Source organism: Gilliamella sp. Bif1-4 (assembly GCF_001690535.1).
Classification (GTDB): domain Bacteria; phylum Pseudomonadota; class Gammaproteobacteria; order Enterobacterales; family Orbaceae; genus Gilliamella; species Gilliamella bombi.
Window position 1 is genome coordinate 117289 of the sequence record NZ_LZHC01000010.1, and the last position, 16100, is coordinate 133388.

Consider the following 16100-nt stretch of genomic DNA (forward strand, 5'->3'; position numbering starts at 1 on the left):
CATATTTGATACTAAATAGATAGAACCAATTGTCATAAATGTTACTTACCTCACACTTTTTATCATTTCTATTTGTGGTATCATCATGCATAGTAATGGCTGATAATCATTTTTATCTTGTTAAACAAAAGGATTTAACTATGGCTTCACTTAAGGATGTTGCAAAGCTAGCATCTGTTTCATTGATGACGGTTTCACGCGCAATAAATAACCCTGAAAAATTAAATAAAGAAACTTACAAACGCGTTAAACAAGCTATTGAGCACCTTAATTACGTACCTGACTTATCGGCAAGGAAGATTCGTGGTGATAATTCAGGACCAAGAGCAATTGGTGTTTTGGCATTAGAAACAGCAATGACGCCATTTTCGGTAGAATTACTACAAGCCATAGAAAAGACTGCACAAGATCATGGCTGGAATACCTTTATAGTTAATTTATTTGATGATAAAGATCCCGATCATGCAATAAACACCCTGCTATCATATCGCCCTAACGGTATTATCTATACCACGATGGGATTAAGAAAAGTTGAACTTCCTGAAAAGTTATTAGATAAAAATGTTGTATTAGCCAACTGTATAAGTGATTCAAAACAACTAGCTTGCTACATTCCAAATGACTATTTTGGTCAATATCAAGCCATGCAACAGGTAATAAAGAAAGGCTATAAAAAACCATTATGCATCTATTTATCAGAAACCACATTAGCAGGGAAAACTAGACGTAAAGCTGTTGAGCAAGCGTGGTTAGATGCGGGTTACAATTTAAATAAGATTACTAGTTACCATACCTCAACTTTATCAGATGATCTTTCTCAAGAATATATGATGACGGTTGATATACTCAAACAGCATTGTAATAAAAAACCCGATTTTGATGTATTAATTTGTGGTAATGATCGAATAGCTTTTGTTGCTTATCAATATTTACTCGGTCAAGGACTTCATATTCCTTCTGATGTGGCTGTATTAGGTTACGATAACATGGTAGGTACTGGAGAACTATTTTATCCCCCCCTGACAACAGTGCAATTGCCTCATTATGAGATTGGAGAACAAGCAGCTTTACATATAATTAATAACAAAAACCAAAAACAGATAATACAGGTAGCATCACCTTATTTAGAAAGGAATTCATTATAGCTTACTTAAATTGACCGCCAAATGGCGATCAATTCAATCATCAATTACGCATAAATAGTTTTTAGCTGCCAGCTATCTACTTTGGTTATTTTGGCGCTACCATTTTCAGCAAATAAATTAACTACTCGCTCTGCTGGTAATTTTGGATAGATACGGCTTGAAAGGCTATATAAATCACCATTAACAAATACTTCTACAGATGAAGCATCAACATACACATGTAAAGTTAATTTTTGGCTCTCTGGTAATGGTACGCTACGATAACCAGTTAATTCAAGACCAGATAAACTACGATCAAGAACAATACGATTAGATTGTAAATCAACATATAGTAATGTTGCTTGTTTACCATTTTCAGTGGCAGCAAGTTGCAAACCAAAACGCTCAGCATCACTTTCTTTTAGATCAAATTCAACACAAAGTTCACAACAAATTGACTCAATATTGGTATTTTTAAGCTCACTATTGAGCATTATTTCATCAAATGATTTTGGCTTTTCGCGCAATGCTTCAAGTTCCTTTATTGGGCGATTTCTGACTTTATTATCTTGATCTAAAATCAGTTCACGAGGAAGTGTAAATGCGCCTGCCCATTTATCTTTTTTGCTTGGCATGGCTGACTGCCACATATCCATCCAAGCAAAAATAATACGACGTCCATCAGCGGCAAGAAATGATTGCGGTGCATAAAAATCGTGTCCAAAATCCATTTCTTGAAAGGGTTTAACTATTGAAAATTGCTGCCCAGGTTGCCAATTACCTACTATATAGCCTGATTGGAATTGATTACGATACTGATAACCTTTTGCTTTCAACCCTTGTGGTGAAAACATCAAAACCCATTTATCACCAAGTGGAAAAAAGTCAGGGCATTCAAGCATATAAACATCAGGATCGATATCACTCACTACAACATGATCCAATTGCCATTCATTTAAATCATCAGATCTAAATAGTAAAACTTGACCAACATTATTTGGCGTTCTTTGACCAACAACCATCCACCATTTACCATCTTGTTGCCACACTTTAGGATCGCGAAAGTGCATTACTCCGTCTTGGGGTATAAGTACTGTGCCTTGCTTTTCAAAATGAATGCCATCTTTACTAGTTGCAAGACATTGGCTTTGTCGAATCTGTTCATCATAACCTTGGCCACTCAACCATATATGACCAGTATAAATTAAGCATAACTCACCATTATTATCTACGGCCGATCCAGAAAAACAGCCTGACTTATCAAATTCTTGATCGGGAGCAATAGCTATTGGCAACCTTCGCCATGTGATTAAATCATCACTAACAGCATGTCCCCAATGCATTGGTCCCCAATTTTCATTATAAGGATGATGCTGATAAAAGGCATGATATTGACCTTTAAAATAAATCAAACCGTTAGGATCATTCATCCAACCAGCTGGTGGAGCTAAATGAAAATGTGGATAATATTGTTTATTCATTACTTTTTCTAAATTTTTAACAGCTAGATTGGCTTTATCAATAGCAGTAGACATAAAAACCCCTTTTTTATCCAATATTAGATACCTTTATTTAATAGTATCTTAATTTAATTATTAACGTTAACTGTTAATGAAATTAGCGATAAAATATGTGATGATAGTCACATATTTTTAACGTTAACAATGAATTTTTTGTCAAATGATTTAGTCTATGGCGGACTTTTAAAAAATGACTATTATAAATTCAACAACAGATTAACTATTAATGACTTTACTAAAAAGTAAAAAGATGACATATTTCAAAAAACTCAAGTAATCTGTCTCTATACTAGATTACCGCAGTAACTAACTATAATCGAGTTAAAAAATGAATAATACTAAAGTTTGGTCCCTTGGGGATGCCGTTATTGATTTATTGCCATTTGGTGATATGAATTATAAAGCATGTGCTGGTGGCGCACCTGCAAATGTTGCAATTGGTGTTGCAAAATTAGGGTTGCCTTCAGCGTTTATTGGTCGTGTTGGTAATGACCCTTTTGGTGATTTTATGGAAACCACATTCCGCCAATATAACGTTGATTGTCAAAGCCTTGAAAAAGATGAACATCATCGAACAAGTACTGTGGTTGTTGATTTAGGAAAAAACGGTGAACGTAGTTTTACTTTTTTGGTTTCACCTTCAGCTGATCAATTTTTATCTCAGCAAGCAATTCCTAATTTTAACCAAGATATTTTACACTTTTGCTCTTTGGCGCTAGTTGGCCACACCTGCCGTCAAACACTTAAAATTGCGATTGAACAGCTTACCGCTAAAAATGGCCTAATCAGCTTTGATGTTAACTTGCGCGAACAGATGTGGGCCAATAAAGACGAAATGCGCACCACCATTACCCAATTTTGTCATGATGCTGATATCCTCAAACTATCAGACGAAGAACTATTTTGGTTAACTCAAAGCAATGATTGGAGTGAAGCATTAAATAAACTACAACAACACTATGAAGCATCATTAAAATTAATTACCAAAGGTAAAGATGGCAGCATTGTATTATGGCAAGGCAAAACATTTTCGTTTGATTCGTACCATGTAAATAGTGTTGATACAACCGGTGCAGGTGATGCTTTTGTCGCAGGATTACTCAGCAGTATTGCATCATCAGGCATGCCTGATGATAAACTGATGTTAGAAAGCATGATGACCATTGCCAGTGCTTGTGGAGCCTTAGCTACAACCAAAAAAGGCGCATTAACTGCACTACCTGATAGTACATTTTTACAATCATTTATTAGCGATAGTCCAACATTAACAGCAAAACAAATGGCATAATAAAAATAGTAAAAACTTACTAATAGGGCAGCAAGATTGAGCACAATAGTTTCAAAATATAATTGTTATTGACTGCCCTTTACCACTCAATAACTTAACTATTTAGTTAAATTACTGTTTATAAAATCAAATAGCATTTAACACCGACTGCATTGTGATCTTGCCCATTGATCTATCATAAAAACATCATCAATTGTCGATGGCTCAGGGAAAGCCAATTGATCTAATACTTTTGATACATTTTTAGCAATATCCATAAAACCAATTTTATGTTGCAAAAATGCTTCAACCGCAACTTCATTGGCGGCATTGAGCGCCGTGGTAGCCGCTTGCCCTTGATTAAAGGCATCGATTGCCAATTTTAAACATGGATAACGGTCAAAGTCAGGTTGTTTAAATGTTAACGACGAAATTTGCGTAAAATCTAAAGGTGGTACGCTTGAAGGAACACGATCGGGGTAAGACATGGCATAAGCAATTGGCGTGCACATATCAGGCACACCAAGTTCAGCTATCACACTACCATCTTGATAACGTACCATTGAATGGATAATTGATTGCGGATGAATAATAATTTCCATTTCGTCGGCACTGGCATTAAATAGCCAACGAGCTTCAATATATTCCAGCCCTTTATTCATCATCGTTGCTGAATCGACAGATATTTTTTTACCCATCGACCAATTAGGGTGAGCAACCGCTTGCTCGGGGGTGACATGTGCCAGTTTAGCTAAATCCCAATCACGAAATGGTCCGCCAGAACCTGTTAACACGATTTTAGTAATACCATGCTCAGCAAGGTTAGCAAAACCTAAATCATGCTGTACCGTCGTTGGTAAACTTTGAAAAATAGCGTTATGTTCGCTATCTACCGGCAACAACTCAGCACCATACTCTTTAACCGCTTGCATAAATAAATGTCCACAGGTTACTAGCGATTCTTTATTGGCCAACAAAATACGCTTACCTTTTTTAATCGCAGCAAGAGTTGGTTTTAATCCTGCGGCTCCAACGATTGCGGCCATCACTTGATCGACCTCGGACAACTGCGTTAATTCGCAAATGGCTTGTTCACCACTTAACACTTCAATATCCAATTTTAGATTGGCAAGATTTGCTCTTAATGCCATCTCAGCTTGCGCTGTTGCCATGGCAACGTATTTAGGCTTAAAAGCCAGACATTGCTCAGTCATTTTGGCAACATTATTACCTCCTACTAAAGCATAAGCTTTAAATAGATGTGGATTTTGAGCAATAACCGCTAGCGTACTGCAACCAATTGAACCTGTCGAACCTAAAATTGTGATATTTTTCATATTAATACATTAAATCTATATTATGATTAGCTAAAAAATTAATAAATTCCTTGGTTGGCACTTTATCTGTAATAATTTGATTAAACAGAGTTAACTCACCAATAAAAGCCGGTTTAACTTGATTAAATTTAGTATGATCGGCAATCAAAATATTTTGACCTGATTTTTTTATAGCCTGCAATTTCATATCAAGTTCATCAAAATGATAACAAGTTGCACCTTGTTCAATATCAATCCCTGCGGCCGAAATAAATGCTTTATTTGGGCAAATCGAATTTAATCCACTATGCTGTCCAATAGCGCTAAAAATCGCATTATTAGCCTGATAATGACCTCCACATAAAATTGTCTTACAATTAGATTTATTTTGTAATGCTAAAAATGCGTTTAATGAATAACAGATAGCAGTAAAATTTATCTCATCATCAATGGCATCAATAATAAAAGGAATAGTGGTACCACAATCAAAAAAAACGGTATCGTTTTCTACAATGCATTTACTAGCTATATTGGCAATATATTGTTTTTCATAAACCTGTTTATCTTGTTGGTCTGACAAAAAATACGGGGTAATTTGATGACGAGCATCACTAACAACATAGCCACCCAAAACACTTAGGGAACAACCAAAATTGCTCAAATCTCGGCGAATGGTCATTTCTGAAACAGCCAACAACTTAGCGGCTTCTTTTAAATGAATCTTATCTGTTTTTTTTAAAAGTTGAATAAGATCATTCACTCTTTTTTGTGATTGTGTTTCCATGCTGATCCCATAAATCAATAATAACAAGCTACATAAGTAGCTTATTAATTGATATCATTGATTAATAATCACTGGTCGAAGTTACATCACCAGAAACAATCGCAATACCAGCACTAGCCCCTAAACGCGAAGCCCCCGCTTGAACCATTTTTTCAGCCGTTTGGCGATCACGAATACCACCCGATGCCTTAACGCCCATCTCATTGCCAACGGTATCACGCATCAACTTAACATCATCAACCGTTGCGCCAGATACACTAAATCCTGTTGAGGTTTTAACAAAAGCAACGCCGATTTGCTTACAGATTTCACAGACTTTAACAATTTCGTCTTTAGTTAATAAGCAGGTTTCTAAAATCACTTTTAATGGCACAGCGCCACAAGCGTTAAATACCGCCTCAATATCTTGTTTAACCGCATCCCAATCATTGCTTTTTAACCAACCGACATTGATAACCATATCGATTTCTTGCGCGCCTGCTTTAACCGCCATTTCGGTTTCAAAGGCTTTAGCGCTAGTTAGCATTGCACCAAGTGGAAAGCCAACCACTGAACACACTTTTACGTCTGTGCCATTAAGTAACCTTGCCGCTAAAGGCACATAACCTGAATTTACACAAACTGAATAAAAATGATATTCCTTTGCTTCATCACAAAGCTTACGAATTTGATCTTCGGTCGCATTCATTGCGAGTAAAGTATGATCAATATACTTTGCATAACTCATAACGAGATCCTTAAAATTTCTTTGTAATAATGTTTAATTAAATATTGTTAGATGTAGTATATAAATAGTGATGTTATAAAAATAACAAATATAGCTAAATACTGTTATTTTTATAACATTATGTCGTAATTGCTTGAAATAGTACAGATAAAAATGTGTGTTTAATTTTTAGTCTTTTTGTGAAAGAAATAACATTTATATCAACGCTTCGCCAAACATTTTTATTTGGCATGCTAACCTCATTTAGGTGACGGCACATCCTGACGTTGGAATAAAATGAATAAACTAAAATATTATTTTTTATTAAAACCTAGATTACACAATGAAGTGCAATCCGTCTTAACTCCTTAGAATAAAAAGCGGCAGGTTTTTTAAACTTATGCCGTTTTCTTGAGCGAGAGTTCAATAGATATTGTATTTTCTTTATCTGTTCGTCGTCAATTAATGAAATAGCTGCTGACTTAGGTATAAACTGACGTATTAAGCCATTGGTGTTTTCATTTGTGCCTCTTTGCCAGCTTTTATAAGGCTCCGCAAAGTATACGGTAGTATTTAAATAATGCTCAATAGCATGATGATAATTAAATTCGGTTCCATTATCAAAGGGATGCTTTTAACCATTTTTTAAACGGCGTTAGCAATTTTATTATCATATTTCTCGTTTCGGAGGCAGTGCGTTGATTAAGGTGCCCAATTAATACTAGCCCGGTTTTGCGTTCAACTAACGACACCAATGCTTGCTTATCTTTACAGCTAATAATGGTATCGCCTTGCCAATGTCCTTGTGTTTTTCGGTTTTCTACATAACTTAGACGTTGTTTAATTGACCGTTTATATCGGCGCGGTTTCCTTCTTTAATATTCGGCGCCTTGCAATGCCGATAAGCTTTGCCTTTTCGCCTTAGATAAGGTTTGAATTGTTCATTGCGCACTTTATTTTGATAAATATAGTTATAGCTTGATTGGGCACTCACTTTTTTAAACATGCGGCAATCTGCTCTGGGCTGTAATAATGTATTAGGTATTTTTCAACTTGACACCATACCGAAGCCACTATTGGCTTACCATTATCGCTGTTTTTTCGCCTTTTCCGAGCCAGTGTCACCGCCTCATGTGCTTGGTAGGCTTGATTATGTTTTGATTTTGCTTTTTTAAATTAAATCTGTTGGTTATAGCGTGCTAAAATTTTGTTTGGTTTAGTGGTTTTAGACGTTTTAGCCTTTTGGTGGAATAAATAGCAATAGTGGCAAGCAAGCTATGCGAATTGCCAGATCCCATTTAACAATCTCATGCTTAGCTGTGCAGAATGAAGCCTACTTATATTTACTCATATTATCCTGATACTCGCCTTTTCGAGATAATCTTCACTTTGCTCAGATATTCAAATTTGTTACAGAAAATATATCCGCCAGCGCTCGGTTTTAACTCATCCGCTATAATCCGTTCTTGACTAGCAGCCAAACATTCCTGTTGGCTTGGCCTTATGGAATTTCGCATAAAATTCGCCAAATCGGACGTTAGTATGAATGTTATTTATTCTATAAAAAAGTCCGAAACATTGTCGAGCTCAAATAACTGTATAGCTGTATAATTGAATTAAAAAACTCAATAAAATGAGTTAATATAATTTTTTGTTATTTATTGGCACACAGGCCTATCAACTTTCAAATTTGAAACCGCTTTATTCATTTGCTTAATCATATCCTTAGGGCTTTGAGCAATATAAACTTTTCCACCTGTTGCATTAGCAATACAGTCAATTTTGTGTTCACCAGCAATATCCACAATATTAATCTTTAATCGTGGTTTTTGTGCAGCTATATAATTTGCTAATGTACAAATATTTTTCCTTGTACAATTATCTTCACCATCGCTAATAATAAGAATATAATCCTCACGGTTTATGCCATCAAGCATTTTACTAGCTTTTTCTAAACCATTATATAAAGGTGTTCCTCCTCCTCCAGCTGCAGTCGGTGTTAAGTTTCTAATTCTATGCTTTAGTGATGGGCGATTTTTGTAATTATAAAACGGCGTAACATCTGCTGCAGGGCAATTAGTCAATGTTACCAGTGAAATACCAATATTCGGTTGTATCTTATCAATACTCGATGTAGCCACACTCTTACTACTTGATAAACGAGTTGGTAAACGGGTCATACGCTTTTCGTATTTGATTCTTTCTTCTTCTGACATATTACTACCATACGTCAAATATCGAAAATATTGCTCAACCGCTGATGGCGATTCATTTAATGTTACTGTCATCGATAATGAATTATCAAACACTATTGCCATTTTAGATGGATTAGGATCTTTATTCATCTCTTCTTTGGTTATACAGTTCGGTGGATTTTTTACCTTTGGCTTTAACGGTGGCTCAGGTACCGATGCTGTTTTAGGCTCTGATGTTGCAATTGGCTTAGATTCTTCAGGCACGGTATCTTTTGGCTCAGGAACAGGCTCAGGTGCCGGTTTAGGTTCAGGTTTCTTCACTATAACAGCTGGTGCAACAATAGCTATTGGCTCAGGAACAACCGTTTTAGGTTTACCAAAAGGACAAAATAAATACCACAGAATACCAAGTAAACCAACAAGTAATAAGGCTAATAGTAAAAAATGCCACCAACGCCAAAATGGTTTTGGTGGAATAACTGGGGCTACTACAGGTAAAACTGGTTCTTCAAAGGTGTTAATAATAACGGGCTCATCATTAATAACATAAATTAGATTACCTAAACTTTTAATTCTTGGAAGCCATGCTGAAACTAAATTTCGTTCTTCATCGTTTAATGGCATTAGTTTAATAGCATTTTCAATATCATTAATACGTGTTTGTAATGTCTTGGCTATTTTGTTTTTATGCGATTCATCGACAAGACTATCAAGTAATATAGGTTGCCCTTCAAGATTAGTGTACCATCCAATATATTCATTGTTATCAATCAATTTTGGTATTGCTAAAACCGAAAAAGTACGATCAGTTAAATGTGATTTTAATAATAATATTAAGGAATTATATTGTTCTAATAGAGAAATTTTCTCTAGATTATTATAATCAAAGACTATCCGCGTTATTCGTTGCATTATTGATTTAATTCCTTACATTCTCATATTATTACTCTAAAAATAAGCTAAAGATAACTCGTTGTTATAGATAAAAATATAAAAAACGATACATTCGATTTATTTAATTGCATCGTTTTATTTAAAATTGATTATTCACATATAGGTTTACTAATATTCATACTTGAAATAGCTTTATCCATTTGGTTAATTATCTGATTTGGACTTTGAGCTATATAAACCTTACCTCCAGTTTTGTTTGCCACACAATCAATTTTATGCTGTCCTGCGATATCAACAATATTTATTTTTAAACGAGGTTGTTGAGCGGCAATTTTGTTCGCTAAAGCACAAATATTAGCTTTGGTACAGTTATCTTCACCATCACTAATAACTAATATGTAATCATCACGGTTTACACCATCAAGCATTTTACTTGCTTGTTTTATACCGCTATATAAAGGTGTTGCGCTTTTATTTTCTAATGGTTGTAACCTACTTATTTTATTTTTTAACTTGCTTCTATTTTCATAATGATAAAATGGTGTAGTTTGTGCAACAGGACAAGCAGAAAGAGTTACTAGCGCAATATTAACGTCTGCTTGTATTTTATCAATGCTCGACAATGCTACTTTTTTACTTGTTGATAACCGATTTGGTAAGCGAGTCATTCGTTTTTCATATTCATCAATTTCTTGTTGTGTCATTGAATAAAAATCAGCATGCAAGTATTGATTTATGGATGCCTGAGTTTCCATTAAAGTCAATGACATCGATGCTGAATTGTCAAATATCATAACCATTTTTGGTGTGTCTGTATTATTCGCAATTTCTTCACGAGTAATACAACTTTTAGGTGCTGGTATCGGTTCAGGCTCCGATTTTACAACAGGTTGTTGCTCTTCTTTTGGTGGGTCTGATTTCTTTTCTTCAACTGGCTGAGTAATTACAGGTTTTGTATCAGAAACCGTAGGTTTTGCTTTTCCATATGGGCAAAATAAATACCAAAGAATACCAAGCAAAGAAAGTAATAATAGAGCCAGAAGTAAAAAATGCCACCAACGCCAAAATGATTTTGGAAGAATAACTGGTGCTGGAGCAGGTAAAACAGGGTCTTCAAAGGTATTAACAATAACCGGTTCATCATTAATAACATAAATATGATTGCCTAAACTTTTAATTCTAGGTAACCATGATGAAATAAATGTCTGCTGCTCAGCTGTTATGGGTATTAGCTTAACAGTTTTTTCGATATCGTTAATACGATCTTGTAGCGTTTTTTCTATCTTAGCTTTAAGTGACTGATTACTAATTTCGTTCAATAAAACAGGTTGTCCTTCTAACTCGGTGTACCAACCAATATATTGATTGTCGTCAATCAATCTTGCTATTGCTAAGATAGAAAAAGTACGATCAGTTAAATATGGTTTAATCAATGCTAACAATGAATTATATTGATCTAATAAAGATATCTTTTCAGAATTATTACGATCACACATAACTCTTGTTATTCGCTGCATTGCCTATTTATTCCCTTTTATTTAACTTCAGTTTTTGTTTGAATATTGATTAAACAAGAATATATTTATATATTCAGTGCCTTTTGTAATTGTTGAAGTTTTTTGTTTAACTTTTCTAACTCAACTTGTTTTTCAAGTTCAGAACTACCTGAATTGTTAACTTTTTTCAGTTGCTGTTCTATATCTCTGACTTGAGACTGTAGATCGTCACGGCCTTGAGCTTTTTGTTTAACTTCATCAGTTAGTTTAGTTAAATCAGTTTTTAATTTTTGTCGCTGTGCCTGTTTTTGTTTAATGCTTAATGAAGTGTCATTTTTTTGTTTTTCAATTACGGCATAAATTTCTTTAAACTGCTGATTAGCTCTTACTTCATTTTCTAGAATTTGCTTTTTTTGATCAATTCGAGTTTGGTAATTCCCTGAATAATTACAGCTGATTTTGTCCATAATACCAATGTTAGTATTAGTTGGATCACACTGTTCGGGCGTTGTTGAACAACCAACTAAAAAAATAAACGGGCTGAGTAATAGAAGATATTTTTTTTTCATAATTAGCTAACCTTAACCGCTGAACGTTGTTTTGTAACAAGATTAATTTGATTTTCAAGTACTGAAATTTGTTTATGCAATTGGCTTATTTGTTTATCAAGTTTTGATATATTCATACCTGATTGTCGTTCCTGAGATGATATTGAAATCCAATCATTTTCAACTTCTCTCATACGTTGTAATTTATCTTGTAAATAAGCAATATTAGCATCAATTTGAACTAAATCTTTTTGAGCCTGTTTTTTATTTAAGGTGTCTTTTTTAATTTGATTATTTAATACATTAAGTGTTGCTAAATTCTTATCTAATACAGCCTTAGCTGTTTCAGTTACAGCTTGTACTTCGTAAGTGTTTTGTTGAATATCTTGGATGTAAACATCAAGGCGCATTTCAGCATCTGCGTATTCTGCTCGTTTGTTGTCAAGATAATAGTTTGCTCCCATCATAACACCACAACCTACAGCTGCAGACGCAAGACATACACCCGTTTTCCCTCCTGCTAGCATACAGCCAATACCGCCCAAACCAGCACCAATAGCACAGGATTGCCATGCGGATTTACTAAAAAATTTAGCTGTATTACTTTTGGCCAATGCAGGATCGACATTTCTGGAGCTTACTCCGCCAGAACCTTGGCATCCTGTTAGAATAAGCGACACACACAAAGCAAGTGTTACGATAATTTTATTCATCATTTATTTCCTTTTATTTCGGTACATGTTTGTAGCCAAACCGTTCGTTCGATTTTTCCTGACTCCATATATTGATTAATATGTTTGAAGTAAAGTTTTAAATAATCACTCATATTAGCTTTGCCACTATTTTCTAAAATAAATTGAGTTGATTTGGCTTGATCATTAATCGTATTTTTTTCGTAATTTGACGCAGTATTAACTATTGTGTCGGAATAATATTTCAATATAAAATCCCGTGCACTTTTAGATTCATCAACAACTTTTTTTAAATTATCTAGCTTCGCTTTTGAGCACATATTGTCATCTTCCAATGCGTCTGTTTCTTTTGGATCACAAACCTCATTGGCCATTGTTTTATATAAATTGTCATTATATTCAAATTTGCTGTTTAAATCTGAAACATTAGCGCACAAAAATGCGCCTAGTTGTAATGCCGATTGAATGGAACGATCTCGTTGTTCATCTCGAGCTTGATTAGCACTTCTTAAAAGCGTATTTAGTTTATTTAATTCTTTTTTTGTTTTTTCATCTTCAACTTGTTTGGTGATTTTTTCAAGCTCATTAACGACATTACCATTTTTTGTGCTGTCTGTTTCGTTACCTAATTGACTCCATTCTTTATCTAACTCTTTGATTTTGTCATTCGAATTCATCACCTCGGTTGTATAAACTAAACGAAATCCAACATCTTTACTTTTATACCCACCTTTATCATCATAAAAAGGTTTTTCGGTACGAAAAGCACTGGTAGTTGATGATTCTGGTGTTAAATAGCTCCCACCACGGACAATCACTCCACCTTGTTGACCATGGTAGCGATCTAGTTTATTCATTCGAAACGAATCAAACATCATTTCGCTTGCATTACCCAAAATATCATAAAGATCTAGCGGGTTAGGTTCTAACCTACCAATCAGTTGTAATTTACCATTAGCAGATTTTGCGCCAGAAAACCATGCATAGCTTTCGAGATTACCTTTCATCGGAAATAGGGATTCACGAAACTCCGATTCTGTCACTTTTGACCCACCGCGTGCGGCATACTCCCATTCGGTATTATTAGGTAAACGAACATAACCATTAGGTAAATTACTTGATTTTATTTTTGATTGGTTTTCAATTAACCAACGATTATATTTATCCGTAAAGGCGATGACATCAAACCAGCTAATATCAGTAATGGGAAAAGAAAGATTTACTTTAGGAGTTGGACAAGTCTCGTTCATTACTGATTGATATTGCAATGCGGTAATCTCATATTTACCTATCAGGTAATACCGTTCTTTACCTGCATCAGAAAAACTACCAGCAATATAATTAGGTGTTGCATACTCGGCAAAACCGAGTTCTTTTTGGTTACTGCCTAAAATGATTTTAATATCATCTAACGGTTTATTGGTCGGGGTAAAAACCTTTTTCATCACTAAACTGCCATCACATGGCATAGGTAAAATCACGTCATCTTTTGCTGGTTTGGGATTATAAAATTTACTATCCCAAGGTTGAGCAAAACTTAATGATGGATGTAGATTAATTGCAGCCAATCCCCAACAAGCTAGTCGGACGTATCGAGTACAATTATGCTTCACGTAAGCTTTCTGCTGGTTGAATTTTGATAGCACGTCGCCCTCCTATAAGCACAATGCCTGCAGCAATAAATAACGTCAGTAAAAAGGTAATGATAAGATGATAAAATTGTAATTGACTTACAACAGATTGTGAAACCAAATTTTTACCTAAAACTAAATTAAACGCATAATTACCTATTACAAAAAGAGCACAAGAGGCAACAAAAGCCAAACAGCTTAAAATCATAGCTTGGTTTATTAAATAAAGCATAACACCTTTAGAGCGAAAACCAATTAATCGCATAAAGGCAATATCTTTACGTTTACGTTCAATATTTGATAAAAATGATCCTGTAAATGATAAAACACACCCCAAAATCGCTGTAATTGCAATAACGCTAAAAATAAAATTAAGTACTCTATTAATCGCTTGCATGTTTTCAATTGCATTAGCCTGTGTACGTGTTTCAATGTGTTTTTCTCTTAATTTAAATGCTAGTGGTGATACATTATCAAGTGAGTCTGCATAAATACGGGCACGTGCAAATGAGGTATGTTCAGGTGGATTTAATTGTCCTGTTGAGGTTGGAAAAATGTCACTTTGATAACCATCATAATAATTTTCCATATCAATAAGTAATTCTAAAGTAACAAAAACTGCGGCACGGCTATAACGGTTTTCGGGAATAATGCCAACCACATCTAATTCAGTCATGCCTTTTTCTAGGTTTCCATCAAGCTGCCTAGTAATCACCATCTTGACTCGACTTCCTACTGTTACTTGCATTTTTTCGGCCGATAATGAACTTAATAAAATTTGTTTTTTATTATTAAGTAATGGCAAGTTTTTTGTTATTGGATCATCTTTGTCTGTAGGAATAATTTCGGCATTATTAACAAAATGGCTAGCATCTTTCATTAAATCAGCTTGCGTATTTAATGAACGAGTTAATGGTATAACAAAAGCAGTTTCAGGTTGTTTCTTTATCCACTCAAATACTTCATCTTTTAGTTGTAAATTACCAACTATTTTTACTTCTAAATTTTGCGGGTCATTAAGCAATTGCTCTCGAAGTTGAGAAACCACACCATATTTTAAACTAAATAGCAATAATAGCGGTGTAATTACTGATATTACTGAGGCAATAATACAAAATGAAACTTTTTTGTCATACCATAAGTCAGCTACAGACAAACGAGTTATAAGTAACCATTTTGATATTGCTTTAGTCATCTTTTATGCCTTATCTTGTAATGGTAGAAATTCCGAAGATTGTGAGGAGGTTAATTTAGCCGATAAAGTAAATAATCCTTTGTTAGCTATACGCTGCAGGTCATGTGTTACAATCATGGCAGCTATATTATCCTGCTGAGCTTGTTCTATAATTAAATCAAAAAGTAAATTCGCATTATAGGGATCCAATGCCGAAGTCGGCTCATCGGCGAGTAATAACGCAGGTTTATGAATAATAGAGCGAATAAAGGAAGCTCGTTGCCTTTCACCAATTGATAACTGTTTAGGATATTTATTTAGTAAATGAATAATGTTGAGTTTTTGCACTAAATAATCAAAGCGATCATTATCCACTTTTTTCTGTAATAACTTTAACGATAATAAAATGTTGTCACGAACCGTTAAAAATGGCAGTAATCCACCTGTTTGTAACATAAAACCTAAATACTTAGCACGAACATCTGCCAATTGATCTATTTTATCTTGTTTGATGAGTGTTGCAATATCGATATCACAACTATCTATAGCCAGATTATAACAGCCAATTTCGTCTGGTTTTAGAATCATCCCCACCATTTCAAGTAAGGTACTTTTACCAGCACCACTGTCGCCCTGAATAACGACCACCTCACCAGCTTTTACAGTTAGCTTTGGTAGGCAAACACTAAAAAAGGATTTGCCTGTTGAGCGTGAAATTGCAATTTGATTGATGGTTAACATATTTTCTAACAA

14 protein-coding genes and 1 pseudogene are annotated in these 16100 nt (G+C 34.6%); 2 read left to right on the top strand and 13 right to left on the bottom strand.

Annotation, left to right across the window (positions count from 1 at the left end):
• Positions 1 to 140: 140 nt before the first annotated feature.
• Positions 141 to 1145 carry a LacI family DNA-binding transcriptional regulator gene (locus tag A9G25_RS01140; RefSeq protein ID WP_065625379.1) on the top strand — a complete coding sequence of 335 codons (1005 nt, stop codon included), beginning with the start codon at positions 141 to 143 and terminating at the stop codon, positions 1143 to 1145.
• A 44-nt stretch (positions 1146 to 1189) separates the two neighbouring features.
• On the opposite strand, the gene A9G25_RS01145 is transcribed toward A9G25_RS01140, so the two are convergent.
• On the bottom strand, positions 1190 to 2659 hold the full coding sequence (locus A9G25_RS01145; protein ID WP_065625380.1) for a glycoside hydrolase family 32 protein: 1470 nt from the start codon (positions 2657 to 2659) through the stop codon (positions 1190 to 1192).
• Between the two features lie 313 nt (positions 2660 to 2972).
• On the opposite strand from A9G25_RS01145, the gene A9G25_RS01150 reads away from it, so the two are divergent.
• Complete coding sequence (locus A9G25_RS01150) at positions 2973 to 3932, top strand: aminoimidazole riboside kinase (protein WP_065625381.1); 960 nt, start codon at positions 2973 to 2975, stop codon at positions 3930 to 3932.
• A 137-nt stretch (positions 3933 to 4069) separates the two neighbouring features.
• Here A9G25_RS01150 and ispC read toward each other — a convergent pair whose 3' ends face one another.
• The 12 genes and pseudogenes from ispC to A9G25_RS01200 all read right to left on the bottom strand — a co-directional run bounded on the left by ispC (position 4070) and on the right by A9G25_RS01200 (position 16088).
• Entirely contained in the window at positions 4070 to 5248 is a 1179-nt protein-coding gene (ispC, locus tag A9G25_RS01155) for a 1-deoxy-D-xylulose-5-phosphate reductoisomerase (RefSeq protein ID WP_065625382.1), read from the bottom strand.
• Position 5249: 1 nt separating this feature from the next.
• Complete coding sequence (gene deoR / locus A9G25_RS01160; RefSeq protein ID WP_065625383.1) at positions 5250 to 6011, bottom strand: DNA-binding transcriptional repressor DeoR; 762 nt, start codon at positions 6009 to 6011, stop codon at positions 5250 to 5252.
• Between the two features lie 61 nt (positions 6012 to 6072).
• Positions 6073 to 6738 carry a deoxyribose-phosphate aldolase gene (gene deoC / locus A9G25_RS01165; RefSeq protein WP_065625384.1) on the bottom strand — a complete coding sequence of 222 codons (666 nt, stop codon included), beginning with the start codon at positions 6736 to 6738 and terminating at the stop codon, positions 6073 to 6075.
• Positions 6739 to 7048: 310 nt separating this feature from the next.
• Positions 7049 to 7330 (bottom strand): annotated as a pseudogene (locus A9G25_RS12495) (IS30 family transposase); the annotation flags it as partial.
• A 216-nt stretch (positions 7331 to 7546) separates the two neighbouring features.
• Positions 7547 to 7723: a hypothetical protein gene (locus tag A9G25_RS12720; protein WP_176701048.1), complete on the bottom strand. Its 177-nt coding sequence runs from the start codon at positions 7721 to 7723 to the stop codon at positions 7547 to 7549.
• Positions 7724 to 8375: 652 nt separating this feature from the next.
• Positions 8376 to 9824, bottom strand: a complete 1449-nt coding sequence (locus A9G25_RS01170) for a VWA domain-containing protein (protein WP_065625385.1) — start codon at positions 9822 to 9824, stop codon at positions 8376 to 8378.
• A gap of 131 nt (positions 9825 to 9955) precedes the next feature.
• Complete coding sequence (locus A9G25_RS01175) at positions 9956 to 11323, bottom strand: VWA domain-containing protein (RefSeq protein WP_081297093.1); 1368 nt, start codon at positions 11321 to 11323, stop codon at positions 9956 to 9958.
• Positions 11324 to 11388: 65 nt separating this feature from the next.
• On the bottom strand, positions 11389 to 11871 hold the full coding sequence (locus tag A9G25_RS01180) for a hypothetical protein (RefSeq protein ID WP_065625387.1): 483 nt from the start codon (positions 11869 to 11871) through the stop codon (positions 11389 to 11391).
• A 2-nt stretch (positions 11872 to 11873) separates the two neighbouring features.
• Positions 11874 to 12563 carry a hypothetical protein gene (locus tag A9G25_RS01185; protein ID WP_065625388.1) on the bottom strand — a complete coding sequence of 230 codons (690 nt, stop codon included), beginning with the start codon at positions 12561 to 12563 and terminating at the stop codon, positions 11874 to 11876.
• A complete protein-coding gene (locus tag A9G25_RS01190) occupies positions 12563 to 14155 on the bottom strand; it encodes an SUMF1/EgtB/PvdO family nonheme iron enzyme (RefSeq protein WP_065625483.1) in 1593 nt (530 codons plus the stop codon). Before A9G25_RS01190 ends, A9G25_RS01185 begins: the two co-directional genes overlap by 1 nt.
• Positions 14145 to 15368: an ABC transporter permease gene (locus tag A9G25_RS01195; protein WP_065625389.1), complete on the bottom strand. Its 1224-nt coding sequence runs from the start codon at positions 15366 to 15368 to the stop codon at positions 14145 to 14147. The genes A9G25_RS01190 and A9G25_RS01195 overlap by 11 nt, the downstream gene beginning before the upstream one ends.
• Positions 15369 to 15371: 3 nt before the next feature.
• The gene (locus A9G25_RS01200) at positions 15372 to 16088 is read right to left on the bottom strand and encodes an ABC transporter ATP-binding protein (RefSeq protein WP_065625390.1); all 717 of its coding nucleotides are present in this window, start codon (positions 16086 to 16088) and stop codon (positions 15372 to 15374) included.
• Positions 16089 to 16100: the final 12 nt, after the last annotated feature.